At 37.8% G+C, this 23,495-nt stretch carries 34 protein-coding genes, 1 tRNA gene and 1 riboswitch; of the genes, 26 read left to right on the forward strand and 9 right to left on the reverse strand.

Translation table 11 applies throughout. The features are described from left to right. Positions 1 to 60 precede the first annotated feature (60 nt). The 10 genes from ABEQ24_RS10815 to ABEQ24_RS10860 all read left to right on the forward strand — a co-directional run bounded on the left by ABEQ24_RS10815 (position 61) and on the right by ABEQ24_RS10860 (position 9,385). Positions 61 to 627 (forward strand): 5-formyltetrahydrofolate cyclo-ligase, encoded by a 567-nt coding sequence (locus tag ABEQ24_RS10815; RefSeq protein ID WP_430006805.1) that lies wholly within the window; start codon positions 61 to 63, stop codon positions 625 to 627. Further along, positions 620 to 1,390 (forward strand): DUF92 domain-containing protein, encoded by a 771-nt coding sequence (locus tag ABEQ24_RS10820; RefSeq protein WP_430006806.1) that lies wholly within the window; start codon positions 620 to 622, stop codon positions 1,388 to 1,390. The genes ABEQ24_RS10815 and ABEQ24_RS10820 overlap by 8 nt, the downstream gene beginning before the upstream one ends. 58 nt (positions 1,391 to 1,448) lie before the next feature. Beyond that, positions 1,449 to 1,625, forward strand: a complete 177-nt coding sequence (locus ABEQ24_RS10825) for a hypothetical protein (protein WP_430006807.1) — start codon at positions 1,449 to 1,451, stop codon at positions 1,623 to 1,625. Between the two features lie 150 nt (positions 1,626 to 1,775). Then, the gene (locus ABEQ24_RS10830; RefSeq protein WP_430006808.1) at positions 1,776 to 2,945 is read left to right on the forward strand and encodes a rhomboid family intramembrane serine protease; all 1,170 of its coding nucleotides are present in this window, start codon (positions 1,776 to 1,778) and stop codon (positions 2,943 to 2,945) included. 173 nt (positions 2,946 to 3,118) lie between these two features. Continuing rightward, complete coding sequence (locus tag ABEQ24_RS10835) at positions 3,119 to 3,319, forward strand: YqgQ family protein (protein WP_430006809.1); 201 nt, start codon at positions 3,119 to 3,121, stop codon at positions 3,317 to 3,319. A 64-nt stretch (positions 3,320 to 3,383) separates the two neighbouring features. Continuing rightward, on the forward strand, positions 3,384 to 4,352 hold the full coding sequence (locus ABEQ24_RS10840; protein ID WP_430006810.1) for an ROK family glucokinase: 969 nt from the start codon (positions 3,384 to 3,386) through the stop codon (positions 4,350 to 4,352). A gap of 340 nt (positions 4,353 to 4,692) precedes the next feature. Next, positions 4,693 to 6,597 (forward strand): LTA synthase family protein, encoded by a 1,905-nt coding sequence (locus ABEQ24_RS10845; protein WP_430006811.1) that lies wholly within the window; start codon positions 4,693 to 4,695, stop codon positions 6,595 to 6,597. 132 nt (positions 6,598 to 6,729) lie between these two features. After that, positions 6,730 to 7,869: a M14 family metallopeptidase gene (locus ABEQ24_RS10850; RefSeq protein WP_430006812.1), complete on the forward strand. Its 1,140-nt coding sequence runs from the start codon at positions 6,730 to 6,732 to the stop codon at positions 7,867 to 7,869. Positions 7,870 to 7,933: 64 nt separating this feature from the next. Further along, complete coding sequence (locus ABEQ24_RS10855) at positions 7,934 to 9,037, forward strand: hypothetical protein (protein ID WP_430006813.1); 1,104 nt, start codon at positions 7,934 to 7,936, stop codon at positions 9,035 to 9,037. Between the two features lie 33 nt (positions 9,038 to 9,070). Continuing rightward, positions 9,071 to 9,385: an MTH1187 family thiamine-binding protein gene (locus ABEQ24_RS10860; protein ID WP_430006814.1), complete on the forward strand. Its 315-nt coding sequence runs from the start codon at positions 9,071 to 9,073 to the stop codon at positions 9,383 to 9,385. 188 nt (positions 9,386 to 9,573) lie between these two features. On the opposite strand, the gene ABEQ24_RS10865 is transcribed toward ABEQ24_RS10860, so the two are convergent. Further along, on the reverse strand, positions 9,574 to 9,747 hold the full coding sequence (locus ABEQ24_RS10865) for a DUF2759 domain-containing protein (RefSeq protein ID WP_430006815.1): 174 nt from the start codon (positions 9,745 to 9,747) through the stop codon (positions 9,574 to 9,576). 83 nt (positions 9,748 to 9,830) lie between these two features. Then, positions 9,831 to 10,295 carry a hypothetical protein gene (locus tag ABEQ24_RS10870; RefSeq protein ID WP_430006816.1) on the reverse strand — a complete coding sequence of 155 codons (465 nt, stop codon included), beginning with the start codon at positions 10,293 to 10,295 and terminating at the stop codon, positions 9,831 to 9,833. Positions 10,296 to 10,377: 82 nt separating this feature from the next. Here ABEQ24_RS10870 and ABEQ24_RS10875 point away from each other — a divergent pair, with 82 nt between their 5' ends. Together ABEQ24_RS10875 and ABEQ24_RS10880 are read left to right on the forward strand one after the other, a co-directional pair. Continuing rightward, positions 10,378 to 11,010 carry an MBL fold metallo-hydrolase gene (locus ABEQ24_RS10875; RefSeq protein ID WP_430006817.1) on the forward strand — a complete coding sequence of 211 codons (633 nt, stop codon included), beginning with the start codon at positions 10,378 to 10,380 and terminating at the stop codon, positions 11,008 to 11,010. Then, entirely contained in the window at positions 11,000 to 12,109 is a 1,110-nt protein-coding gene (locus ABEQ24_RS10880) for a class I SAM-dependent methyltransferase (RefSeq protein WP_430006818.1), read from the forward strand. Before ABEQ24_RS10875 ends, ABEQ24_RS10880 begins: the two co-directional genes overlap by 11 nt. 41 nt (positions 12,110 to 12,150) lie before the next feature. Here the strand turns inward: ABEQ24_RS10880 and ABEQ24_RS10885 are convergent, their stop codons facing one another. Next, complete coding sequence (locus ABEQ24_RS10885) at positions 12,151 to 12,396, reverse strand: DUF2626 domain-containing protein (RefSeq protein ID WP_070876617.1); 246 nt, start codon at positions 12,394 to 12,396, stop codon at positions 12,151 to 12,153. A 270-nt stretch (positions 12,397 to 12,666) separates the two neighbouring features. On the opposite strand from ABEQ24_RS10885, the gene ABEQ24_RS10890 reads away from it, so the two are divergent. Continuing rightward, positions 12,667 to 13,047 carry a Spx/MgsR family RNA polymerase-binding regulatory protein gene (locus tag ABEQ24_RS10890; protein ID WP_430006819.1) on the forward strand — a complete coding sequence of 127 codons (381 nt, stop codon included), beginning with the start codon at positions 12,667 to 12,669 and terminating at the stop codon, positions 13,045 to 13,047. Positions 13,048 to 13,234: 187 nt separating this feature from the next. Next, on the forward strand, positions 13,235 to 13,483 hold the full coding sequence (locus ABEQ24_RS10895; protein ID WP_430006820.1) for a hypothetical protein: 249 nt from the start codon (positions 13,235 to 13,237) through the stop codon (positions 13,481 to 13,483). A 46-nt stretch (positions 13,484 to 13,529) separates the two neighbouring features. Here ABEQ24_RS10895 and ABEQ24_RS10900 read toward each other — a convergent pair. Beyond that, positions 13,530 to 13,601: transfer RNA gene (locus tag ABEQ24_RS10900), tRNA-Gln, on the reverse strand. Positions 13,602 to 13,797: 196 nt separating this feature from the next. On the opposite strand from ABEQ24_RS10900, the gene comGA reads away from it, so the two are divergent. The 10 genes from comGA to ABEQ24_RS10950 all read left to right on the forward strand — a co-directional run bounded on the left by comGA (position 13,798) and on the right by ABEQ24_RS10950 (position 19,685). Then, positions 13,798 to 14,865: a competence type IV pilus ATPase ComGA gene (comGA, locus tag ABEQ24_RS10905; RefSeq protein WP_430006821.1), complete on the forward strand. Its 1,068-nt coding sequence runs from the start codon at positions 13,798 to 13,800 to the stop codon at positions 14,863 to 14,865. Further along, positions 14,855 to 15,889: a competence type IV pilus assembly protein ComGB gene (comGB, locus tag ABEQ24_RS10910; protein ID WP_430006822.1), complete on the forward strand. Its 1,035-nt coding sequence runs from the start codon at positions 14,855 to 14,857 to the stop codon at positions 15,887 to 15,889. Before comGA ends, comGB begins: the two co-directional genes overlap by 11 nt. A gap of 17 nt (positions 15,890 to 15,906) precedes the next feature. After that, positions 15,907 to 16,215 carry a competence type IV pilus major pilin ComGC gene (gene comGC, locus ABEQ24_RS10915; protein ID WP_430006823.1) on the forward strand — a complete coding sequence of 103 codons (309 nt, stop codon included), beginning with the start codon at positions 15,907 to 15,909 and terminating at the stop codon, positions 16,213 to 16,215. Beyond that, the gene (gene comGD / locus ABEQ24_RS10920; protein WP_430006824.1) at positions 16,178 to 16,645 is read left to right on the forward strand and encodes a competence type IV pilus minor pilin ComGD; all 468 of its coding nucleotides are present in this window, start codon (positions 16,178 to 16,180) and stop codon (positions 16,643 to 16,645) included. The genes comGC and comGD overlap by 38 nt, the downstream gene beginning before the upstream one ends. Then, a complete protein-coding gene (comGE, locus tag ABEQ24_RS10925) occupies positions 16,629 to 16,961 on the forward strand; it encodes a competence type IV pilus minor pilin ComGE (protein ID WP_430006825.1) in 333 nt (110 codons plus the stop codon). The genes comGD and comGE overlap by 17 nt, the downstream gene beginning before the upstream one ends. Further along, a complete protein-coding gene (gene comGF, locus ABEQ24_RS10930; protein ID WP_430006826.1) occupies positions 16,888 to 17,385 on the forward strand; it encodes a competence type IV pilus minor pilin ComGF in 498 nt (165 codons plus the stop codon). Before comGE ends, comGF begins: the two co-directional genes overlap by 74 nt. Next, entirely contained in the window at positions 17,382 to 17,756 is a 375-nt protein-coding gene (gene comGG / locus ABEQ24_RS10935) for a competence type IV pilus minor pilin ComGG (protein ID WP_430006827.1), read from the forward strand. The genes comGF and comGG overlap by 4 nt, the downstream gene beginning before the upstream one ends. 76 nt (positions 17,757 to 17,832) lie before the next feature. Beyond that, entirely contained in the window at positions 17,833 to 18,351 is a 519-nt protein-coding gene (locus ABEQ24_RS10940; RefSeq protein WP_430006828.1) for a shikimate kinase, read from the forward strand. 24 nt (positions 18,352 to 18,375) lie between these two features. Then, the gene (locus ABEQ24_RS10945; protein WP_430006829.1) at positions 18,376 to 18,555 is read left to right on the forward strand and encodes a YqzE family protein; all 180 of its coding nucleotides are present in this window, start codon (positions 18,376 to 18,378) and stop codon (positions 18,553 to 18,555) included. Between the two features lie 359 nt (positions 18,556 to 18,914). Continuing rightward, on the forward strand, positions 18,915 to 19,685 hold the full coding sequence (locus ABEQ24_RS10950; protein ID WP_430006830.1) for a tyrosine-protein phosphatase: 771 nt from the start codon (positions 18,915 to 18,917) through the stop codon (positions 19,683 to 19,685). A gap of 51 nt (positions 19,686 to 19,736) precedes the next feature. Here ABEQ24_RS10950 and ABEQ24_RS10955 read toward each other — a convergent pair whose 3' ends face one another. Further along, the gene (locus tag ABEQ24_RS10955; RefSeq protein ID WP_430006831.1) at positions 19,737 to 20,060 is read right to left on the reverse strand and encodes a DUF3889 domain-containing protein; all 324 of its coding nucleotides are present in this window, start codon (positions 20,058 to 20,060) and stop codon (positions 19,737 to 19,739) included. Positions 20,061 to 20,144: 84 nt separating this feature from the next. On the opposite strand from ABEQ24_RS10955, the gene ABEQ24_RS10960 reads away from it, so the two are divergent. After that, positions 20,145 to 20,354, forward strand: a complete 210-nt coding sequence (locus ABEQ24_RS10960) for a hypothetical protein (RefSeq protein WP_430006832.1) — start codon at positions 20,145 to 20,147, stop codon at positions 20,352 to 20,354. Between the two features lie 51 nt (positions 20,355 to 20,405). Here ABEQ24_RS10960 and ABEQ24_RS10965 read toward each other — a convergent pair whose 3' ends face one another. After that, positions 20,406 to 20,753 carry a helix-turn-helix domain-containing protein gene (locus ABEQ24_RS10965; protein WP_430006833.1) on the reverse strand — a complete coding sequence of 116 codons (348 nt, stop codon included), beginning with the start codon at positions 20,751 to 20,753 and terminating at the stop codon, positions 20,406 to 20,408. 309 nt (positions 20,754 to 21,062) lie between these two features. Here ABEQ24_RS10965 and ABEQ24_RS10970 point away from each other — a divergent pair, with 309 nt between their 5' ends. Next, positions 21,063 to 21,362 (forward strand): DUF5658 family protein, encoded by a 300-nt coding sequence (locus tag ABEQ24_RS10970; RefSeq protein ID WP_430006834.1) that lies wholly within the window; start codon positions 21,063 to 21,065, stop codon positions 21,360 to 21,362. Positions 21,363 to 21,722: 360 nt separating this feature from the next. Here ABEQ24_RS10970 and ABEQ24_RS10975 read toward each other — a convergent pair whose 3' ends face one another. The 3 genes from ABEQ24_RS10975 to ABEQ24_RS10985 form a co-directional block, all read right to left on the reverse strand. Beyond that, positions 21,723 to 22,058: a helix-turn-helix domain-containing protein gene (locus ABEQ24_RS10975; RefSeq protein WP_430006835.1), complete on the reverse strand. Its 336-nt coding sequence runs from the start codon at positions 22,056 to 22,058 to the stop codon at positions 21,723 to 21,725. A 95-nt stretch (positions 22,059 to 22,153) separates the two neighbouring features. Continuing rightward, positions 22,154 to 22,285, reverse strand: coding sequence for an anti-repressor SinI family protein (locus tag ABEQ24_RS10980; protein ID WP_430006836.1), 132 nt, complete (start codon positions 22,283 to 22,285; stop codon positions 22,154 to 22,156). A gap of 31 nt (positions 22,286 to 22,316) precedes the next feature. Then, a riboswitch (cyclic di-GMP riboswitch) is annotated at positions 22,317 to 22,403 on the reverse strand. 296 nt (positions 22,404 to 22,699) lie between these two features. Continuing rightward, entirely contained in the window at positions 22,700 to 23,494 is a 795-nt protein-coding gene (locus ABEQ24_RS10985; RefSeq protein ID WP_430006837.1) for a YqhG family protein, read from the reverse strand. Position 23,495: the final 1 nt, after the last annotated feature.

Genomic DNA, 23,495 nt, shown 5'->3' on the forward strand with positions numbered 1-23,495 from the left:
ATTTATTCCTTGCTGTTTTTTTTATACCTATTCATATATTTTTAAAGGGAGAGCTTTGGAATGATGAAGACAAATCTTAGAAATGATGTGAAACGCAAGCTTAAATCTTTAGATAACGATACATACGAAGAGCATTGCGAACGTATAAATAAAAGACTTTTTGCCCAGCCGTTCTGGATAAAGAGTGAAACCATTGCCATCACCATTTCAAATGGCAGAGAAGTGGATACTGCCGTGATAATAAAGGAGGCCTTAAGACTGAACAAAAGAGTGGCCATACCTAAATGCTACCCCGATCAAAAAAAGATGGAATTTCGCACCTTCCAGACGACGGATCAGTTAGAGACTGTTTATTTCGGTCTGAAAGAGCCTGTTGTTTCAAAAACAGCTTTTGTTCCGGCTGATGAGATTGACCTGCTTATCGTCCCGGGAATATGCTTTGACAGAAAAGGCTACAGGATAGGGTATGGAGGCGGTTATTACGACAGATATATGACTCAGTACAGTGGTTTTTCTGTCTCCCTCGCATTTGAGGCACAGTTGATCTCTGCTGTTCCTGCTGAAGCGCATGATCTGCCTGTGCATCAAATTTTGACGGAAAACGAGGTGATTGTTGCCGGTGGCTGATCACATTTTTGCCATTCTTTTTGTTCTTTTTATTTCTATCGCTGGTCTTAAGCTAAAGTCGTTGACTATAAGCGGAGCCTTCGCTGCGGGTTTCGTTGGAATATCTATTTATGCAGGTTTTGGCTATTCAGGATTAGCTGTGCTCGGGATATTCTTTGGGAGTTCAAGTTTCTGGAGCAAATTTAAGCGTGATCGCAAAAGCAGTACAGCCGAACTGCTTGTGAAAGGAGATCAGCGGGATGCAGCACAAGTGCTGGCAAATGGAGGTGTTTCTGCATTAATCAGCATTGTTCATGCATATATGCCTTTTGAGGGCAGTTTTGCCGTTTACAGCGCGTCTGTTGCTGCTGCAAATGCTGACACTTGGGCATCTGAAATTGGAACACTCAGCAAAAAAATGCCAAGGATGATCTTTACCTTGAAAAAGGTAAAGAAGGGAACATCAGGGGCAGTTAGTTCTCTCGGTACTGGTGCAGCGCTTGCAGGTGCATTGTTAATAGGAATTACAGCCTATGCCGTTTTTCCAGTGCAAGAAATGGATTTCCTACTTATTGTTCTTTTCGGATTCACAGGCAATCTGATTGATACTGTGCTTGGAGCTGCTGTTCAAGTGTATTATAAATGTCCAGTCTGCGGATTAACGACAGAACGATACGAGCATTGTCAGGTGCGCAGCATGAAGATTAGAGGTTTTTTAAATAATGATGCTGTGAATTTCATAGCCATTTTTACTGCAGCATTTTTAGCCTTACTTGTATACTGAAAGAAAACATGGATAAAAAATCAGGTAGCGGCAAAAAGTATCACTAGGAGGGATGAAGATGCGAAAATTGAATTCTGTACTTCTTATGGTCCTTGGTATTCTTGCGTTTTACCAATATCGCTACCGTTTGATGAATGTCGTGCTAAGCAGGCCGAATATACGACACTTTTTCATTCAGCTTTCCATGAGAATTCCTTTTATTAGGGAAAAATTTATGTTCCGTGCTTTTCATTAATGCTCACCTGTTGGCCAACAGGTGTTTTTTTCATTATTTAAAAGGTGACATCGTACATCAAAAACAGTCCCGTTATAGAAAGAAAGTTCGATTCTTTATCAAGTTGCGGGTAAGCTGATATAATATGATTAAAAGTTCGGAGAGAAGAATATGGGAATAAGCGGGGATAATCTTTTTTGGAAGTTAACTCATGAAGCTGTGACGAGACACAATTATCAGATCATCCGTTTATCAGAAGATGAACAGGAAGTTTTGCTTGGTCCATATAAAAATAAGAAGTTTCAACTTGTACGTTTCATTAGGATGGATCTTGATTGGGGAAGAGAGCTTTACCAGGATATTGAAAGGACTGCCGGACACATTGACCGGATACGCAAACAATCATGGAAGCGCCCGATACAATTATTAAACGTTTACATTTCAACTTATCCTCCAGTGGATGAGTGGGAGGTGCATATTGCAAAAACGCACCAGGAGGGACAAACGGCAATAAAATCAATTGTTGTTCATAAAGACAATGAAGCAGAGATGGTCTTATACCTTTCCAAAATGCTTGGAGTAGGGCTGTCTTTAGAAAAATCACTTGATCCGAATGATACTGTAAGACTCAGAAGCGAGGCAATTATTCAATCAAATCGCAGAGTAAAGGAAGAAAGCCAGATTTTCAATTTTGGAAAACCAATCTTCACCTATTTATTTACTGTGCTGCAAATCTTAATGTTTCTCTTTTTAGAAGCGGCAGGAGGGAGTCAAAACACTCAAGTATTAATTCAGTTTGGCGCTAAATACAATCCCTTGATAATAAATGGTGAATGGTGGCGTTTCTTCACTCCAATTATTCTCCATATTGGGATGCTGCATCTTCTGATGAATACGCTGGCCTTGATTTATATTGGCAGTGCGGTTGAGAGGATGTACGGATCTGTAAAATTTTTGTTTATTTATATATTTGCCGGCGGTTCAGGAACTCTTGCAAGTTTTGCTATAAGCGCCTCCATTTCAGCAGGAGCTTCAGGCGCTATTTTTGGCTGTTTCGGTGCCCTGCTTTTTTTAGGATTAATCAAACCAAACTTGTTCTTTAGAACTATCGGCTCAAATTTAATCTTTATTATCGTGCTTAATCTCCTTTTTGGCTTCGCTGTTCCTAATATTGATAATGCAGGGCATATTGGAGGGTTGCTGGGAGGATTTTTGGCTGCACTGATAGTTCAGCTCCCCAAACAAAACAAATGGGGACTGAGGCTGATTGGAGCTTTTCTGTCTATTCTATTCATAGGTGCTGCCTATATCTACGGAGTTCACTTTGCCCGGATTTTTTGAGGACAGGAAACTGTTCTCTTTTTTATTTCCTGTCTTATTTGGCTCTGGGATAAAAGCCAGCTTGCGATTTTAGAAGATATCTGATCTAAAAGATGATAATTCTCTTGACGCATTACAGCATTCCTTTATACTTTAATGTAGTTAGATTAAGCAACATATGAGTAGGTGGGAAAGTGAAAACAATTTATGATGTTCAGCAGCTCTTAAAAAAGTATGGAACAATCATATACATTGGCGATCGCTCAGCTGATTTAGAACTGATGGAAATGGAAGTCAGACAGCTGTTTGATTCGAATCTTATCGAAGTTCAGGATTTCCAGATGGCAGTGCTGCTTTTAAGACAGGAGCGAGAGCGGGTAAAAGACAAAATGTAAGGCAAACCGTTCAGTAAGTTGTGCAAGCGGTTTCTTAAATATATCAAAAAGGATGACATTGAAAATGACAGATAAATGGCTAGTAGGAATTGACTTAGGCGGAACAACAATTAAGATGGCGTTTATCAGCCATTATGGAGAAATGATCGAAAAATGGGAAATACCTACAGATAAAAGCGGAAAATCAATCACAACAGATATAGCAAAGGCCATTGATGCGAAGCTTGCTGAACTCGGGCAAACAAAGTCCAAGCTTGCAGGAATCGGCATGGGAGCACCAGGTCCTGTGAATTTAGAAACTGGCCTTGTTTATGAAACAGTAAACTTAGGCTGGAAGAACTATCCGCTGAAGCACCATCTTGAAATTGAAACAGGCTTAAAAGCCGTAATAGACAATGATGCAAATATTGCGGCTATCGGAGAGATGTGGAAAGGTGCCGGAGACGGTGCCAAAGATGTCATTTGTGTTACTCTAGGCACCGGAGTAGGCGGAGGCATCATTTCTAATGGAACGGTTGTTCACGGTGTAAACGGAGCAGGAGGAGAGATTGGCCACATTACTTCTGTAGTAGAGGGAGGCGCACCTTGCAATTGCGGCAAAGAAGGGTGTCTGGAAACAATTGCTTCTGCAACGGGTATTGTAAGGCTTGCTGTTGAAAAGCTGCATCAGGATTCGGCACCAAGCCCGCTTAGAAAATTATACGAAGAGAACGGCAGCATTACTTCAAGAGATGTATTTGAAGCATCTGAACAAGGTGATCAGCTTGCAGCAGAAGTTGTTGAATATATTACAAAGCAATTAGGCCTTGCTATTGCAAACTTATCAAATGGGTTAAATCCAGAAAAGATCGTTATTGGCGGCGGGGTTTCAAAAGCTGGTGAACACTTAAGAAAAAATACAGAAAAGTATTTCAAACGCTTTGCATTTCCGCGGGTGGCAGAAGGTGCTTCCATATCAATTGCCACTTTAGGAAATGACGCAGGGGTAATCGGCGGAGCCTGGCTTGTCAAAACAAAGCTTTCGGCTGTATAAAGCATATAAAAAATAAAATAAACGATAATAAGAAGGAGCCCTATCTCCCATAGATAAGGCTCCTTCTTATTTGATTTGAATATTCGGAAAAGTTTTACTTTGATATTAATGAAACTTTTTTATGTTTTATACGTCTAATTATAGGGTAGAAAGAATAAGCTGAACATTATTATTCTATCATCCTAGTGTAAGGGAAATGTTAAAAACGATTGATTTTTTGTTAAAGAAGTATTAAGATATGGTTTAGCTGTGATGATTCAGCCTAATTTATGGAAAAAATATTGAATTAATATAAAAAAATATATGCTGCGCAGGTTCTAACGAATGAGGAGGTTATGAAATGCGTATAAAATCACTTTCGAAAATTTCATTTTTACTGATTGCGACATTGTTCATGTGGATAAAAACATACATTGTCTACAAAACTAGTTTTGACATTAAAATTGAAAACTTTACCCAGGAATTTATCCTGTTCATAAACCCATTAAGCTTTCTTCTGTTCTTATTTGGATTTGGGCTGTTTATGAAAGAGAAAAACCGCAACAGGTACATTTTAGGGGCAAGCATCATTGTTACTGCTGTCCTTATAGCCAACATTGTATTCTACCGGTTCTTTAATGATTTCTTAACGATTCCTGTATTATTCCAGACAAGCAATATGGGGGATCTCGGAAGCAGTATATCGTCATTATTTGAACCTTTTGATTTATTGCTTCTTGTTGATATCGTCATCCTCATCTGGCTGATGAAACGTCCAAGCTTTCAGACTGGATCATCTGTCACTAGAAAGGAAAAGACAGCTTATTATCTATTGGTAGCAGGAATCTTTTTCTTTAACCTTGGATTAGCAGAAACAGAGCGCCCTCAGCTTTTAACACGCTCATTTGACCGTGAAATGCTTGTAAAGAACATCAGCGTTTATAACTTTCATGTTTATGACGGAGTTCTTCAGTCTAAAACATCTGCACAGCGTGCGCTGGCAGACAGCAATAGTTTGACTGAGATTGAAAACTATGTAAAAGCAAATAAAAAAGAGCCAAATGATGATATGTTCGGCATTGCAGAAGGCCGAAATGTCATTATGGTTTCATTAGAGTCAACACAGAGCTTTGTCATCAATGAAAAAATAAATGGAAAAGAAATTACTCCATTCCTGAATGATTTCATTGGGGAAAGCTACAATTTTGACAATTTCTATCATCAAACCGGCCAGGGGAAAACTTCTGACTCAGAGTTTATAGTGGATAACTCGCTTTACCCTCTTGGACGCGGTGCAGTATTTTTCACAAACAGCAACAACGAATATGCAGCCACTCCTGAATTATTGAAAGATAAGGGCTACTACTCAGCTGTTTTCCATGCAAACAATAAAAGCTTCTGGAATCGTGACATCATGTATCAGGCTTTAGGGTACGACAGATTCTTTGATGTAAATGATTACGAAGTAAACGAGGAAAATTCAGTAGGCTGGGGACTGAAAGACAAGGAATTCTTTGAACAGTCCGTTGATCATATGAAAGAATTGCCACAGCCATTTTACAGCAAACATATTACGCTCACAAATCACTTCCCATTCGAACTGAATGAAGAAGATAAAATGGTAGATGAGTTTAATTCAAACAGTAAAACATTGAACAATTATTTCCCTACGGTCCGTTACCAGGATGAAGCTTTGAAACATTTTATACAAAAGCTTAAAGATGAAGGGTTATATGAAAATTCAATTATAGTCCTATATGGTGATCACTATGGCATTTCTGAAAATCATAATGCTGCAATGGGTCAATTCTTAGGCAAGGAAGTCACGCCTTTTGATGAAATTCAGTTGCAAAGGGTCCCATTTGTCGTTCATATTCCGGGTGTAACGGATAAAAAACCTGAAACGATTTCAGATGTCTCCGGTCAAATTGACATTCGTCCTACACTTATGCATTTATTGGGTATTGAGACGAAAGAAGAGATTGAATTCGGCAAAGATTTATTCTCGAAAGACAAATTGCCGTTTACTGTTCTTCGTGATGGCAGCTTCATTACAGACAAATTCGTCTATACGAGCGGAACATGCTACGATAAATCAACCGGCGAACCTGCCGAAGATAAAAATGCATGTGAGCCGTTTATGGAAAAAGCGAAGCAGGAATTAAATTACTCAGATAAAATCATTTATGGAGATCTTTTGCGCTTCTATGATGAAATGAAAAACGGTAAAGAAAAGAAAGAGCCTGAAAAAGAATCCGATAAATAACTATTCTAAAGCTTTGGCCTAGCGGCCAAAGCTTTTTTTATGTCATTCTTTATGACTGTTTTAAAGCGTTTAACAAGAATAGGGAAGTTAAATCATATGCTAATAGTGACCAAAAAGTCAGGGGGAATCAGGATGAAAGTCAGATCAGAAAAAAACACAACCTTAAAGGAGCTGTCGAGTATTTTAAACGTCCATGAGCAGCTGCTTTACGATTCAAATCCTCATTTGAAAACAACGTTTATTAAGTCCGGTGAAACATTCCATATTCCTTTTACAGAAAAATTAAAATGTCACATATCGTCCACTTCCAAAGAGACACCACTAAGGAATATAATAGACTTTTACGAGGGTCATGATTCTATACCGCAGTCATCAGAGTTTATCCAAATAAAACGGGCATACGATTACAATGTTCTTCTTGAAGATCTGGCAAAAGTAACGGAAGCCTTTCCTTTTATAGAGAAGCGAACTATTGGATACAGCGTACTCGGCCTTCCTATATTTGAACTTTTGATTGGAACAGGGACAAAAAAAGTACACATGAATGGATCGTTTCATGCAAATGAATGGATTACAACATCCGTATTAATGTGCTGGCTGCATGAGTATCTTGAAGCAGTTGCAGATGGAGGCGCATTTGAAGGGCACGCTGCGATGGAACTGTATCAAAATACCACATTATCTTTTGTTCCGATGGTTAACCCGGATGGGGTTCAGCTTGTGATCAATGGACTGCCTGCTGAGCATTCTCATTATCAATCCGTCCTTTTCATGAATAACAACAGTTTAGATTTCGAGCAATGGAAAGCCAATATTAATGGAGTAGATCTGAATAACCAGTATCCTGCTTACTGGGAGATAGAAAAAGAAAGAAAAATACCTAAAATTCCTTCATCGAGAGATTATCCTGGAGATGCGCCCCTTACTGAACCGGAATCAATTGCAATGGCTGAGCTTGCAAATGCCAGTGACTTTGATCTCATAGTGGCTGTACATACCCAGGGAGAGGAGATCTACTGGGGGTACATGAACTGTGAACCGGAGGAAGCATTGGCCGTTGTGACCGAATACAGCCGTCTCAGCGGATATAAAGCGATAAAGAATATAGACAGTCATGCAGGTTTTCGGGATTGGTTTATTTATGATAAGAAAAAATGCGGTTTTACGATAGAACTGGGGATTGGAGTCAATCCGCTTCCGCTGAACCAATTTGATGAAATTTATGAAAAGAGCAGAGGGATTTTCTGGGCATCATTATATTCTTTAAAATAATGAAACAAGCAGGCTGACTGAAACGTAATACTAGATGTGACTTATAAGAGGGGAGTATTTGTTGATGAGATTCAGAATTACATTACTGGCATTCATTATGGCAATCATATTCACTGGCTGTTCACAGCAATCTCATCACCCTCATGATGTTTCTGAACTTGCAGAGATGCGGAAGCCGGCAACAGTAGAAAGATACCTTTCAGTGGATTTTCTTGAGGAAAAAAATCTTATTCCCATTGCGGATGAGAATTTCTTTTCAGTTGAAGGTTGGCTTGATGATCAGCATGTTTTATATTTAAGCGAGAATGCAGAAAAATCAACGGTTTATAAATATAATCTTTTTACAGGTCAAAAAGAGAAAATTTTCGAATCCGCAGCGTCAATCGTGCAGCTCGAATTGAATCCTGATAAAAACTTAATTCTAGTTCATGCCAGTCCATCAAGTTTTGAGGCAGAAATGACGATAATTGATCCAATGGGAAATGTAAAGACGAAAAGGTCTATTCCCTCTTCTGAGCTTACTTTTTCATGGAGTCCTTCCGGAGAACGTTTATTTTTGACCTCTTTTGATGAAAACTGGACGTTTCAAACATTTATATTGAATATGAGCGATTTCTCATTAGATAAAAATCCTGTGGAAATTCCATTTATTCAGTGGCTCTCTGATGAGGATGTAACGTATCTGAAATGGGATGAAGCGGAACCTCAACTTACAGCTCCATTATATAAGCATTCTATAGCGAGCAATAAAGAAATCCTGATTGCAGAACATATTATTTCTCACGCGAATTTTAAAGATCTTTCATTTGCTGTTGTCGTTGAGAATGAAGAAGAATCAATCGGTTCTTATACTTTTTATGATCGTAATTACGAGGATTACATCTATTCATTTGAAGAAGAGCTGCTGCCGCTTTACTCGGAATGGCTTGTGCCTGAGTTTGATTATTCAAGCAGAAGCGGCCTGTTTTATACATTTGTTCCAGCAGAAGAAAATAAATTCAATCTAACAGCCGTTGATCCTAAGAATAAAAAAACTGAGATTGTCTTAAAAAATATGGATAACAGCGACATCAAACTTTCTCCAAACGGAGAACTTGCTTTGTACGGATCCTATTTGGAATATGTAATTAACTTGAAAGACTCCGAAATTAAAGGTATTGTAAAATGAAAAGACATCAGGGTTAAGGAGGCGGTAGAATTTATGGCAATTGCAGACGTAACTGTTATTCCGATAGGAACTGAAACGGCAAGTGTTAGTGAATATGTGGCTGCCGTTCAATCTATTCTTAAAGAGTTTGAGCGCGAAGGCAAAATTAAATTTCAGCTTACTCCAATGAATACAATTATTGAGGGTGAATTATCTGATTTGCTCAATGTGATTAAAGCCATTCATGAATCACCGTTTGAGAAGGGGATTCAGCGTGTGGCTACTAATATCCGCATCGATGACCGAAGAGATAAACCTTCAACGATGGAGAGCAAGCTAAACAGTGTAAACCGTCATTCAAAGCTGTAATCACTTTGGGAAAAGAAAAAGCGGCTCTAGTCTATGTCTGCTTGCGCAGACTGACTCGAGCCGCTTTTTTGGTTTGCGCTTCGCTGCCGGGCAGAGTTGTTCATACTCTTCGAACAATAAGGCACAGCAGGTATTGGCAATTCCTGCTGTGCCTTATTTTCACTAAACGGGCACCTGCACTTTTATTATTAATGCGCAGTCGGAAATCCATGATGGATGATAGTCATAAAAGTGAACCATCCAAACACTGCAAGAGTACCTCCGGCAAAGACGATGCCAAGTACGTTTTTGCCTTTAAACGAGCGGTAAAGTCCGTATACAGACAGTAATGTAACAAGAGCGAATATAATAACTAATCCCATTTTGAAGCCCCCTGACGTATGTAAGTCTTTTGTTAATGGTGAAATGTAAACAGAATGAAAAACAAAATATTCCTTTTAATATTTTAAACGTTTTCATTCTGTTTGTCGAGGTCGAAATCAACCGTTACTTCATATGATTGAGCAATTTTTTGAACAAGCTCAGAGTCATTGCTGCCGGCATAAAACGTCTGATCACTGACAGCGAGTAAATGTTCTTCAATTTGCAGGATGCACATTTTCATTTGAGTGATTTCAGTTGATTTAAGCTGAAACTGACAGACCATTTCCTTGAATAGGTAGTAATTGCGTGACTCTGTAATCATTCCATAGTCTGTATAAGAACTGTATATCTCAGTGGGGTGCAGCTGGATTAATTCGTGCATTTCCTCATAAATGTTTTTGGCGATAAATTGATTTTTTAATAGAATTGCCTGCTCGGAGCAATCTGTTATCAGTATGCTGCCATCTGAATCACAGTATTCATAGTCGGCAATGATCTCTTTAACATCTGCGTCTGAATGATATTCGACTCCGTAATATACTTTCACCCCGCATTTCACTCCCTGATATTTAGTTCAACATAAGTTTAGTGTAAAATAGAAAGAAAAATCATGCAATCGGGGTGTTCATATGAAATGGGAGCAGATGCCTTTAGGTCCTCTCCAAACGAATTGTTATCTAGTATCGAATGCGGTGAAAGAATGTCTTGTCATCGATCCTGGAAGTGAAGGCAGAAAGTTGATTCAGCATATTCAAAAAAGAGGATTAAAGCCAATCGCGATTTTGCTGACACATGCACACTTTGATCACATTGGAGCTGTAGATGAGATAAGGGATCAATTTAAGATACCGGTATACATTCACCGTCTAGAAAAAAAATGGCTTTCAAATCCAGCCATGAACGGATCGGTTGCTTTTATGTCACAGACCATTTCTGCGCGAGAAGCAGATCACTTAATTGACCAGGAAGATGCACTCACACTGGGCTCTTTTTCCTGTCAAATATTTGAAACACCTGGACATTCACCAGGCAGCATTTCTTTTTATTTTAAAGAAGGCGGCTTTGTTGTTTCAGGGGATGCTTTATTTGCAGGCAGTATCGGCAGAACTGATTTGCCGCAGGGTGATCATGGTCAATTAATAAAAAGCATTCATCAAAAGCTGCTTACTCTTCCAGAAGATACTATAGTTCTTCCTGGACACGGACAAGATACAACAATCGAACTCGAAATGGAAAGCAATCCATATTTAAATGGCTTTTAAAGAAAAGATGATTCAGTCTGTTATTGACTTTATAAATAATCAAGGCGGAGCGATCACATACTCAGAATACATGAATCTTGTCCTTTATCATCCAGAGCTCGGCTATTATTCAAAAAGGGACAAAAAAATCGGCAAAGACGGGGATTTTTATACGTCCAGCAATGTTTCTGATGTTTTTGCAAAAGTATTTGCCAATCTGTTTGCAAGGCTCGTAAAAAGCGGGGCTGCAGAGCCCTTCTTTTGTGAGCTCGGCGGGGGAACAGGAAGATTTCTTTCAGCCATGCTCCGCGAATGGGAGGAAATTTCTCCAGAGACATTCAAAGTATTGAACGTATATTCGGTTGAAAAAAGCGGATTTCACAGAGAACTGCAATCAGCAAATGTGAAGATAAACCGCCATACATCTATTTCTTCCATAGATGAACTCCCAAAACCATACAGCGGCATATTATTTTCAAACGAACTGTTCGATGCCTTTCCTGTCGAGGTTATAGAAAAAAAGGATAATCAATTGTTTGAAGTGCGGATCTCCTTTAATCAAGAAAATAAACTTGTAGAAAAACGTATTCCTTTAAAAAATGATAAAATAAAACAGTACTTAAATTGGCAGGGAATCAAGCTTTGTGAAGGACAGCGCTTTGAGATTCCGCTCGCCATGCTCGAATATTTAGAAAAAATAAATGCCTTAGCAGATCAGGCAGTCATTGTTACAATTGACTATGGATATACAAATAAAGAATGGCAGCATCCAGCCAGATATGAAGGAAGCATGAGAGGGTACTTGAGGCATAGAATGATGACTCCGCTTTCGAACCCTTTTGAAATGGATTTGACTGCACACATCCACTTTGATGCACTTGAGAAACGGGCAGTGGAGTTTGGCTGGAATTTGCTGAAAAGCGAAAGGCAGGATCTATTTTTGGCGAACGCAGGAATTCTCTCATACCTTTTGGAAAATGGAGATCTAAATCCCTTTGGAGAAGCGGCCAAACAAAATAGAGCGATCAGAAATTTAATTATGCCGGATGGGATGAGTTCTTCTTTTCAAGTATTTATACATGAAAAGGGTACAAGCCTTAAGGAAAAAGATATCTATTAAAAAAAGGTGAACTGCATCTGGCAGCTCACCTTTTTTATTTATTAATGTCCGCCCTGTCCAGGCACCATCATAAATGTTGTCCAATATGTAAAGCCTACGAAGAAAACGGTTAAATATGCTCCAAAAATGTAAATATACATGCGTTCAGATAATTTTAAATAAGATAAAAGCACGAAAAATCCAGTCTGTCCGAAGAATAATAATGAAGTCGTTTTCATATCTCCCAAATAAAACATGACAGCAAAGATGCCAGTCCAAAAGCCTAATACTCGGAACATGCGATCCATATGTCAATCCCTCCTTTGTTTAGTCCCTAAGTCCATCACTTTTTTTATTATAATGTACGTCCAATACCATTGTAAATAGCGTTTACATTCTAGAAGTGCCATTTATGTAACAAAGTGTAAACTTTTCATGAAAAAAAGATGGTTAATTCAAGGTTTATCGCTGTACAAAAGTTAAACAAATACTGTACAATCGAATTAGAAAGTAAGAATTGCTGCCGGAAGAGCGTTATTTTTATTCAAACCTTATACAAGAATGGGAGATGAAGAACAATGAACGAGTTACTCTTTTATAGTTATCCAAGCTGCACATCATGCAGAAAAACGAAACATTGGCTAAAAGCGCACAAGGTCGAATTCAGTGAAAAGCATTTGTTTCGTGAAACTCCTTCTTATACAGAACTTCAGAAAATTCTTCAGCTAACAACAGATGGCATGGATGAGATTTTAGCTACCCGCAGCCAAACGTATAAAGATTTAAATTTAAATATTGATGATCTTCCATTATCAGATGTCATAAGACTGATTATTGACGAGCCTAAGCTTTTAAGAAGACCGATTATAACAGATGGAAAAAAGCTGGTTGTTGGTTATAATCCCCAAGCTTTGACAAAACTTGCAAAGAAAAAGGAAATTCATAAATCTGTATCATAATTTATAAAGAACGCTTTGTTCTTTATCGGAAACGAAAAAGTGAGGATAATAGAGGAATCGCCAGAAATACAAAGTAAATAAATTATATATTAGGAAATCAACCATTTTTGGCTATTTTCAATCCGCCATTTTCTTTGTATAGTGAATACAAATAGTTCATTATAAAGAACGAAAAGGTGGAGCTGAAATGACAGAAATTCAATTCTTTTTAGAGGGCATTGGCAATAGGAATGTAGCAACTGACTATTCAAGTCCAAATTATATTTCCAATGAAGTAAGCATTGAGAAAGCCTCAAAAGATTTCGCTAAAAAAAACAAACTTAAATACATTGACCATGAAATTCTAAACAGCGGTTACCGGGTATATTATATGAAACCGTCATTGCTTAAATCAAAGCGCAAGCCGTACATTTATTATGCAAAAAGAGAAGCATAGAAAAAACCCTTGGGACATTCCCGGGGTTTTTTCTATGCTTATTGAACTGGGCTAGCTGGATTCGAACCAGCGCATGACGGAGTCAAAGTCCGTTGCCTTACCGCTTGGCTATAGCCCAATGAAAATCTCTATTCATTATTGTCAGAACAAGCAAAATTATACAATAAGCCGTGAAATTATTATTTTATCCTGAAGATTATGAAATTTTCAGATGGAAAAACAGCTAAAATGGATAATAAAACTGAATTTTAAGGATGTGCATTTTGTATAAAAATAAAGTACGCTTTGTTTAATCGATCAGAAAGGAGGATCTCATGAATTCAATCGAATTATTAAGTGAACGAATTGTGGAAGAAGCGTGTTCATTACAAGCATCAGATATCCATTTTGTTCCGAGGGAAAAGGATGCCGTTATTCAATATCGTATTGATGATGATCTTATCGAAAAGCGTTCCATCAGAAAAGAGGTATGTGAACGGATTATCGCACACTTCAAATTTTTGGCATCTATGGATATTGGTGAAAGAAGAAGGCCGCAAAATGGTGCCCTGGCCCTTTCAAATGATGCCATAGATGTTCAGCTCCGTCTCTCAACACTACCAACCATTTTCGAAGAAAGTCTTGTGATCCGCATACTGCCAAATGAAATGATTCCCTCACTGGCGCATCTTTCTCTGTTTCCCCGCACAGCAAATAAGCTTCTCTCCTTTATTAACCACTCTCATGGTCTGATGGTATTTACCGGCCCGACAGGTTCAGGTAAAACGACCACTCTATATTCTCTGATTCATTACGCAAAAAAACATTTTAACCGCAGCATTATTACCCTTGAAGATCCTGTTGAAACAAAAAGCTCTGAAGTCTTGCAAGTACAAGTTAATGAAAAGGCCGGAATTACTTATGCTGTTGGATTAAAAGCTATTTTAAGGCATGATCCTGACATTATCATGGTAGGTGAAATCAGGGACAGGGAAACAGCACAAATTGCAGTCAGAGCAGCGCTGACAGGGCACTTAGTATTATCAACGATGCATACTAGAGATGCAAAAGGAGCTATTTACAGAATGCTTGAGTTTGATGTCAGTTTATCTGAAATTGAACAAACATTTTTAGCAGTTGTGGCACAAAGACTTGTAGCGGTAAAATGCCCTTTTTGCACGAATGCCTGTTCACCGCACTGCAAAAAAATGAGAAAGTCCAGACGGCTTGGAATTTTCGAAATGCTTTATGGGAAAAATCTCACTCTCGCCCTAAAGGAAGCCAAGGGAGAAGCAGTGGAATGTGACTATACAACCTTAAAAGATGTGATTAAAAAAGGAATCGCGTTAGGTTATTTATCTAATCAATCTATGCATAAGTGGATTTATCAGTATGAGGATTAAAAAAAAGTGGCTGATTAAAGATCAGGCATTGTTCTTAAATAGACTGAGCGATCTTTTAGAAAAAGGATATACGCTAAATGAAGCAATGAAATTCACATCAATTGATTTAAATGAGGAGAAAAAACAAGCTGTTTTCTTTTGCCTGCAGGAATTATCCAAAGGAGTTCCTGTCCGCACAGCTTTTGAAAAGCTGTGCTTTCACACTGAAGTTCTAAGTTATTTGTACTTTGCAGAACGGCATGGAGATCTTGAAACGGCTCTTAGAGAAGGAGGAGAAATGCTCAGACGCAAACTGGTACAGCATGAAAAAATCAAGAACGTTCTGCAATATCCTCTTTTCCTCTTTTTCACAATCGGCATTCTTCTTTATATTTCCCAGTCAGTTATCGCTCCGCAGTTTCAGCAAATCTATCATTCCATGAATATAAAGCCAAGTATATTGACGGAAATTCTATTTGTGATTTTTGAGGGAACTAAGATTTCTATTGTATTAATTGTCCTTCTGCTTGTATTGGGGAGCATTTTTTACACCCTTTATTTTAAAAAGCTGCCTCCTCAGGAAAAAATGAGATATGCGGTAAAAATTCCGCTCTGGAAGAAATTTGTGATCCTGATTAATAGCTACTACTTTTCCCTTCAGTTAAGCAATTTACTGAAAGGCGGCTTATCTATATATGAAAGCCTGACAGTCTTTGAAAATCAAAATTTGCTCCCTTTTTACAGGGATGAAGCTTCCTGGTTTATTGAACATCTAAAAAAAGGGGAGCGATTTGAGGGTTTAGTTGAACGGAATTCATTTTATGAAAAAGAAATGACCCAAGTAATTGGGCACGGACAAGCTAATGGAAATTTAGCAAGGGAACTCTACACTTACAGTCAATTTGTTCTTGAGCGTCTTGAAGGCACATTAATGAAATGGATCATGATGATTCAGCCTGCCGCTTATTTGGCTGTGGGAGTGACGGTTTTATTGATGTATTTATCAATGATTTTGCCTATGTATCACATGATGGAAGGTTTATAAAAAAGAGGAGGACCACCATGGTTAAAAATGAGAAAGGTTTTACATTAATAGAGATGCTGATCGTCTTGCTCGTAATTTCTGTCCTGCTTTTAATCACCATTCCGAACATTCCGAAGCATCACTCAAATATTCAGGCAAAAGGATGCGAAGGTTTGAAAAATACGGTACAGGCTCAGTCCGCTGCCTATCAAATTGAACTAAAATCGGTACCTACAATTGATGATCTTAAGACAGAGAAATATATTGAGGAGTCACCTGTATGCCCGAATGGAACCGAGCTGATTATTGATGGCGAAGGCAAGGTTGCTGAGAAGACAGGAGATTGAATCAGGGTATACGTTAGCAGAAACGATTATGGTGATGAGTATTGTATCTGTCCTGATGATGGTAACAATTCTTATCATACAGCCATTTCAAAGTCAAAAAACGGCAGAATTATTTTTTGAAGCGCTTGAAAGGGATGTTCTTTATGCTCAGCAGCATGCAATCTCGAATAAAAAAGGGGTTATGATTCTTATTGATACAGCTAAAAACCAGTACATCGGTGTAGAGGGCGGGATACCGGCAAAGAGGTTATTTACAGTAACCTATGATTTCGATATTGAAATTACCCCCGCAACAATGGATGCCAGGGTCCAATTTAACAGCGAAGGCGGAATAACAGCAAGCGGAACAATGAATGTTGCCTATCGCAAAAAGAAATACAGGATGATCTTTTATATGGGAATGGGGCGAATGAATGTTGAAGGGCTGTAATGGGTTTACTTTGGCTGAAATACTGATGGCCTTCAGTATATGGTCGATGATTTCTCTTATGCTTCTTCCTGCATCGGTATACATAAAAATAGAGCGGGAAGAATCTAAGCTTAAGCATGAAGCCCTGGTTCTGCTGAAAGATCACATTGAAACCCTGAATTTTGAAAACTCTGCAAAAGAGAACTTCAATCTTTCCGTTAATAATCAAAGATTTGAGATTACATGGAGCAAGGAGGAAGGCATTGATCAAGCCTGCATCAAATGGGAAAGTCAGAAAGCTGCGGAAGCTGAATGCCTTTATTCTTTTACAAAATAAAGGATTTACGTTTCTTAACATGCTTTTCTCTTTAAGCATTGTCATAATAATTGTTTCTTCTTCCGCCATTCTTATCCCTTATCTTTATGGAATATCCGAAAGAGAGAATGATTTGAATCTTCTGGAATGGGAAGTTTTTCAGCAGCAGATCTTGATCGAAATGCGGGAAGGGACGAATTTAATTGTTGAGCCGCAAAGAATATCATTCACTTCTAAATCAGGAAGAATCATTGAATATGAAAAATACGGATTTCTTATCCGCAGACAAGTTGATGGAACGGGGCATATCATCGGTCTGAGAAATGTCAAAACGATTAAATTTGAGCCGATAGCTGGCGGTGCCGCTCTTATGGTTACAAGTATGACAGATAAAGAATACCGCTGCAGTTTCAGAAATTTTCATGAACTGAGGGCCATGCAATGAAAAATGAAAGCGGGTATATTCTTCCTTCAGTCTCGATACTGTCTCTCTTTTTTCTTATGATTCTCTTTCATCATTCCGCTTTATATATAACAGAAAAAAAGTTTTATGAGGATAGGAGCGAGTCGGTTTTATTAGAAAATCTTATGCTATACGGTGTGAAACACTCATTACATCAAATTACTGGAGAAGAGATGACAGATCAGCAGCTCATAAAATTTAAAAAAGGGACAATCGTTTATACGGTTAGTGAAATTGATCCTGAATATATTCTTGTAGAACTTTCATGCGAAACAGAAAATAAGAATTTTACTTCTGCTAAATATAGATACAGCATCATTCAAAAGAAAATTGTCTATTGGACGGTATATTAGCAGCACGCTTGAAAATCATTTCCCATTAAGAGCAAATCTGTGTTAAAGTTATGAAAAAAATGCGGAGTGAATGTTTGTGAAGGCGATTTTTTTAACAGGATTTATGGGAACAGGAAAAACAACCATCGGAAAAGCCTTGGCTGAGAGGCTGAAAGTCCCTGTTTATGATATTGATGAATTCATAGCAGAAAAGACCGGAAAAGAAGTGAAAACAATCTTCAAAGAAAAGGGAGAAGAATTCTTCCGGGATCTTGAGACAAAATCCATCCGGATGCTTCCGCTTGTAGATGCGGTCATTACAACGGGAGGCGGGCTTCCTGTGCGCGCCGAAAACCGGAAGTATATGCTGGAGCATGGAATAGTTGTCTTTTTACATACAGATTTAGATGTCATTTTTGAACGGCTGAAAGAGGACAAAAATCGGCCTCTTGCCCTCCATGCTTCAAAAGAAGATCTCACTGAATTGTATTTGTCCCGAAAAACTGCATATGAAGATTGTTCATTCATGATGAAAACGACAGGAAAATCCATCAATGAAGTTACTGAAGAAATGATTGAGAGATTAGAAAGACAAAACACTGGCTATACTGAATAAAAAAGTGTGCATGAGGTGTTTGTTTTGTCTGCCAATGATTATGTGAAATATATGACACAGCAATTAGTTCGTTATATGGATACACCAAAGGAAGTACGAAAAGCCAAAAAGTCAATCCGTAAAACAGAGCGGACTCCATTTGCAAGCAGATGGTTCGGAATTTTGCCATTTGCCGTCATGTTTTTTATGAAGAAAAGAAGATAAAAGGGCAAGTGCTGGTATGAAGTGACCCCACAATGTTAGAATGATCTAATATTTGGGTGCAATTCATACCAGCACTTTTTTTGATGTGAAATGTTAAGCAGGCTTTACAATAAATATTTTCAATCTTACAATACAAGGAGAAATCGGCAGAAAGTGATCAACGTGATGAAAATCGAGTGAAGAACATGCGTTCAAGATTTGACTTCACTCAGGAAAAGCTTGCAGCACGTGCAGAAGTTACAATACAGGCAATCGCAGTAGTTAGCTTTAAAAATCTGCAAGTATTTTCCCTTAGATGAAAGAATTATTGTGGATTGAAAAGCAATGAAAGAGTGAATTTATAAAAAATGGAGAATGATATGCATCCAAAATTTGATGGACTTTATAATTTCCGCGATATTGGGGGACTTGTCACAAAAGATGGGCGGAAAATAAAAACAGGTGTTATCTTCCGCTCAGATGAGCTTTCTAAATTATCTAAGCAAGATCTTGATAAGATGTCACAGCTGAACATTAAAATGGTTTGTGATTTGAGAACATTGAGAGAACAAAAATCAAAGCCAAGTAAAATAACGGTTGAACACGGGGTAAACGTAATAAAAGTTTCTTTCCAGGATCAAAGCCAGGAATTTACGCATTTACAATTCTTTAAATTTCTTGCAGGGCAATCAGGCAGGATTGATTTTTTAGAAGTTATGGAAAATCTTTACGGTCAAATGGCATTTGACAGCGGGAAGCAGTTAAGAAAAATTATGGAGGAGCTTTCAAATGAAAGCAAGCTTCCTGCTCTTATCCACTGTACTGGGGGTAAAGACAGAACAGGTTTTATTTCAGCTTTTATTCAGCTTTTGGCAGGAGCTTCGATTGAAGATGTCACGCATCATTATCTTATATCAAACGAGCTAATTGGGCCGCGCATGAAAAAAATAGAGCGTTTTATTAGATATTTTAGTTTGTTCCGCGTTTCAGCTGAACAGCTAAAACCGGTTTTAGAAGTGAGACGGGAATATTTGCTTAAAGTCTATGAGGAAATTTTGAAGAAGCACGAAACGTTTGAAAATTATGCGGAAGAGGTTTGCGGCATAAATCAGGATCAGATAGAGAAGTTAAAACAGAATCTCCTTGTGTAATCAGAAAAGGCACCCGTTTGGGTGCCTTTTCTGGTATTGTTTCTTAATCCATTAGTCTGCCTCTTCTAATACTTGAATCTTTTTTACCTTTTCTGTTTTGGCATCGTAAGAAATTGTTACGAAAACGCCAATGTCTTTCATTCCTTCACGTACTGTAACTTTATATTGTTTTACTGTTTGATTCTTTTTGGTATTATCCCAAATCTTTTGTGCAAATAGAACCTGTGACAATGGATAACGTTTTTTTGTCTCATTAACAGCAACGTTCTTCCAGTCTGTATGCTGTGCGGCAGAAACATCACTGGAAATTGAAACCAATGAAGGAGTTAATCCGTATATAAAGAGAAGAAGCAATAAAACAATCGATTTTTTCAAACGTATCACCTTCCTTTTTAGTTATTTTTACCAAAAAGGGAGCCATTATTCAAAAATGGGTTTTTATCCGAAGGGGGCAATAATATGGTATTCGTGATCCTTTTCTTTTTTATTATCCTTCTTGCTGCAATTGTTACAGATGGGAATAGAAGCAAAAACAGGCACAGAAGCAACGGTTCCTCCGCAATTTTTCCTTTTGCGGGAACAGATTCGGATGATCGCCATCACTCTGACTCTGGCTCCTCTGACTGGGGAGGCGGAGGAGATTCAGGAGGAGGAGGCGGGGGAGATTAATCAGAATAAAGCAGCGGCTTTATTCTTTTTTTCATTTTGCGGATTACCTGCTCATTTTTTCTTTTTTTCTTTATAATGTTTGAATTTAATAAAATCTTGAAAGGTGCGAAAATCTTCCTTCGTCAAACCCTGGTCAATTGCCTCAGAAATGAGATCCGTCCATTCTTCGTCCAATTGTTTTTCCGCCTTAGGTTTTGAATCCTGATCTTCTGCAAGAAGCTGTTCAAGATCTGTTCCTAATGATACAGCAACTTTAGTCAAAAACTGCATGGAAGGATTTTTTTGAATATCCCGTTCAATATAGCTTAAATAGGATTTTGAAACTCCTGAAAGCTCTGCTAGTTCAGAAAGGGAGTATCCTTTCTTTTGCCGTAAAGATTTAATCCTTTCCCCAATCATCAAGAATGCTCCTTTACTATCAGTTTGATTTCATTATATAGAACAAATTGTTCTTAATAAAGTGGTGAGATAGTAAGATAATTAAAGCAAATAGCAGATTGTGTGCGGAAAACGTTCTTTAAAACGAAAATATGGCGGTTTTTGATGATATATTATTTGTCATTAACGTTTTATAATTTAATAGATCTTTATAAATAATAACTGATTGAAAAGAGTGCATAAAAATAGATTATGCAGCAGTAAATGGCAGCAAAAACGTTCTTAATTAAGAAATATTAACGGTCAATCAACCAAAAAGGGGAGACGCCCTTGAAACGTGTTTTCATATATTTGGCTGTTGTTAATGCATTAGATGCTTTGCTTACTGTTATTGGTCTTAAATACGGATTAATCGCTGAAGCGAATCCATTTATGAAGCTGCTCTATGAGATACATCCCCTTTTATTTGCAGGTTTCAAACTGACCTTTTCAATTTTGTTGCTTTTATTTATTTATTTCAGGTGCCTGCCTTCTTCATCGGCAGTAAAATTCATTGCTTATACAGCTTCCTTTGGTTATGGAATTGTGCTCGCGATGCATGTCTATTGGATTCATATTATTTTCATATAGAGCGGGGGACAGGTTAATGTATAAAAAACTTTGCAATCGCTGTTATCAGCCATCATTCAGCAGCTGTCCTGCAGATCGGTGGATTTGTCCAATCTGCACAAATGATCTGACAAACATTAAAGCTATTCGATCGGTGCATACGGCTAAATTTAATCCGGAAAAATATATTTCCAACAATAGGATGAAATTACCCGATCATGTTAATAAATACGCATAATAAAAACGTTCTGGCAAAATACCGGAACGTCTTTGTTTATTATTAATTCGGCTTAATTCAGTTTCATGTGGCACCGATAGTGAAAAGCACCAAATGAATTAAACCTGATTTTTAGGTTTTTTTCAATTTGGTGCACGAATTTATTATTTATCTTGGTTCATTTTCCACCGGTTAAATTCAAGAAATTCACGAAATTGATCCTTCGTCACACCAGAATTCATCGCTTCTTTCACAAGGTTTGCCCATTCATTATCAAGATTATCTTTTTTAGTCTCATAGATGGCTTCTTCTAAAATCAGGGTATTCATAGATACTCCCAGCACGGATGAGACTTTTTCAAGAAATTGAACAGAAGGGTTAGACTGCAGATTCCGTTCAATTGAACTCAAATACGATTTAGCAACACCAGCGCGATCAGCAAGTTCTGATAGAGAAAGTCCTCGTTCTTTGCGGTATTTACGGATGCGTTCACCAATCATATGATCACCTTCCCAGAGCCATTATAGCATATAACGAAGGTGGTGTTATATATATAGAACAATTTTTACAAAAAAATATGTACAATTCTAGCTTGTCAATTTTTAAGTGTTTGCGTTTTCAAAAATTCTCTAATTTCTTCTTTGCTGATGCCCATTTCCAATGCTGACAGGATTAACTCTTTCCATTCCTGATCCATCTTCTCTACATCCTTCATTAACATCTCCATTTTATCTCCTCCTAAAATACATCTCAGTATTTCAGGCAGTCCAGCCATCATAGTTTTTGTGAACCTTAGATCTGTGACTTTGCGTCCTTGCCTTTCAGCAAGTTTGCCTTTGTCTGATTATGTGCAATCGTCCGTTTTGCATAAATCAATGTTTGTTTCTTTAGTCCTTAAGGTTAATGTATCTTATTTACTACTATTATAAAAAATGATTTTTACTTTTTCTGCTGAATTGTGTCGATTGCAAAAAAAAAATTAATTTTTTTGAAAATATTAGAATTAATTGGGTGTAAATTCCTTTATTGTAGGCATTTTGATGGGTTTTGTTTTTAAGAAACGACAGGAAATTTTTCGAAATAATACAAATGGCAAAATCCCATTTTCTTTATTGAAAATGAAATTTTGCCGTTTTCGACATTAATTGAATGCATTTTGCGACAAATAAAAAATACCTCCATTGACAATCGATACATTTATTTGCGGATCATATAATTCTTTTAATGCTTCTTTTTCTAATTGATAGGCTTCCGGTTTTTCATCAAGATCTTCATAAAAATGGCTGAGAAGCATCATATCAGCATTCCAGCGCTGTCTGGCATCTTCCGCCCATGAGTGATCATCCTGCTCAATAATGGATTGAATATAGTTTTGAATTCGATTTAAGCCGCTTTGTTCCTTAATCATGGGGGAGGTCGTAAAACAAAGATCAGGAATGCGGGGAGTAAGCGTCATTTTTTCCAATTGATCCTGGAAGTTTTCAATGATTGCGCCGCTGATTAAATGGAGACCGATTGAATATAGCTGGTCCTTCTTTTTATCACTCTGATAAGATACCATGATAGTTACTCCAAGCCATGGATGCAGAGATTGCGATCTTCCTTTGTTCAGAGGACTTTCATAAAGGCGGATGTGGCTTCCGAGCTTCTTGCTCGTCCTGAAAATTTGATGGAGCCGCGGTGCACCAAAATGCATGATTTCTCCTTTTAAATCTTCAGGAACCTGTTTTGCATCTGTAAGAAATGTCAGCTGCATTGGATTTGGAATACCGCCGGTTTTTTCAAGATAGGTCCAGTAAAAAGGCCGATTCATCAGCTCTTTATCCATTTCAATTGTTAACTGCACAGTCATAAATCCTGGCTGTTTATCTGTGATCTGGCATGAATTTGCCGTGAAGAAACTTTCTAAGAATTGGCTGATCTCTTGCTGCAGCATA

The organism is Metabacillus idriensis (assembly GCF_050483325.1).
GTDB lineage: Bacteria > Bacillota > Bacilli > Bacillales > Bacillaceae > Bacillus_P > Bacillus_P idriensis_A.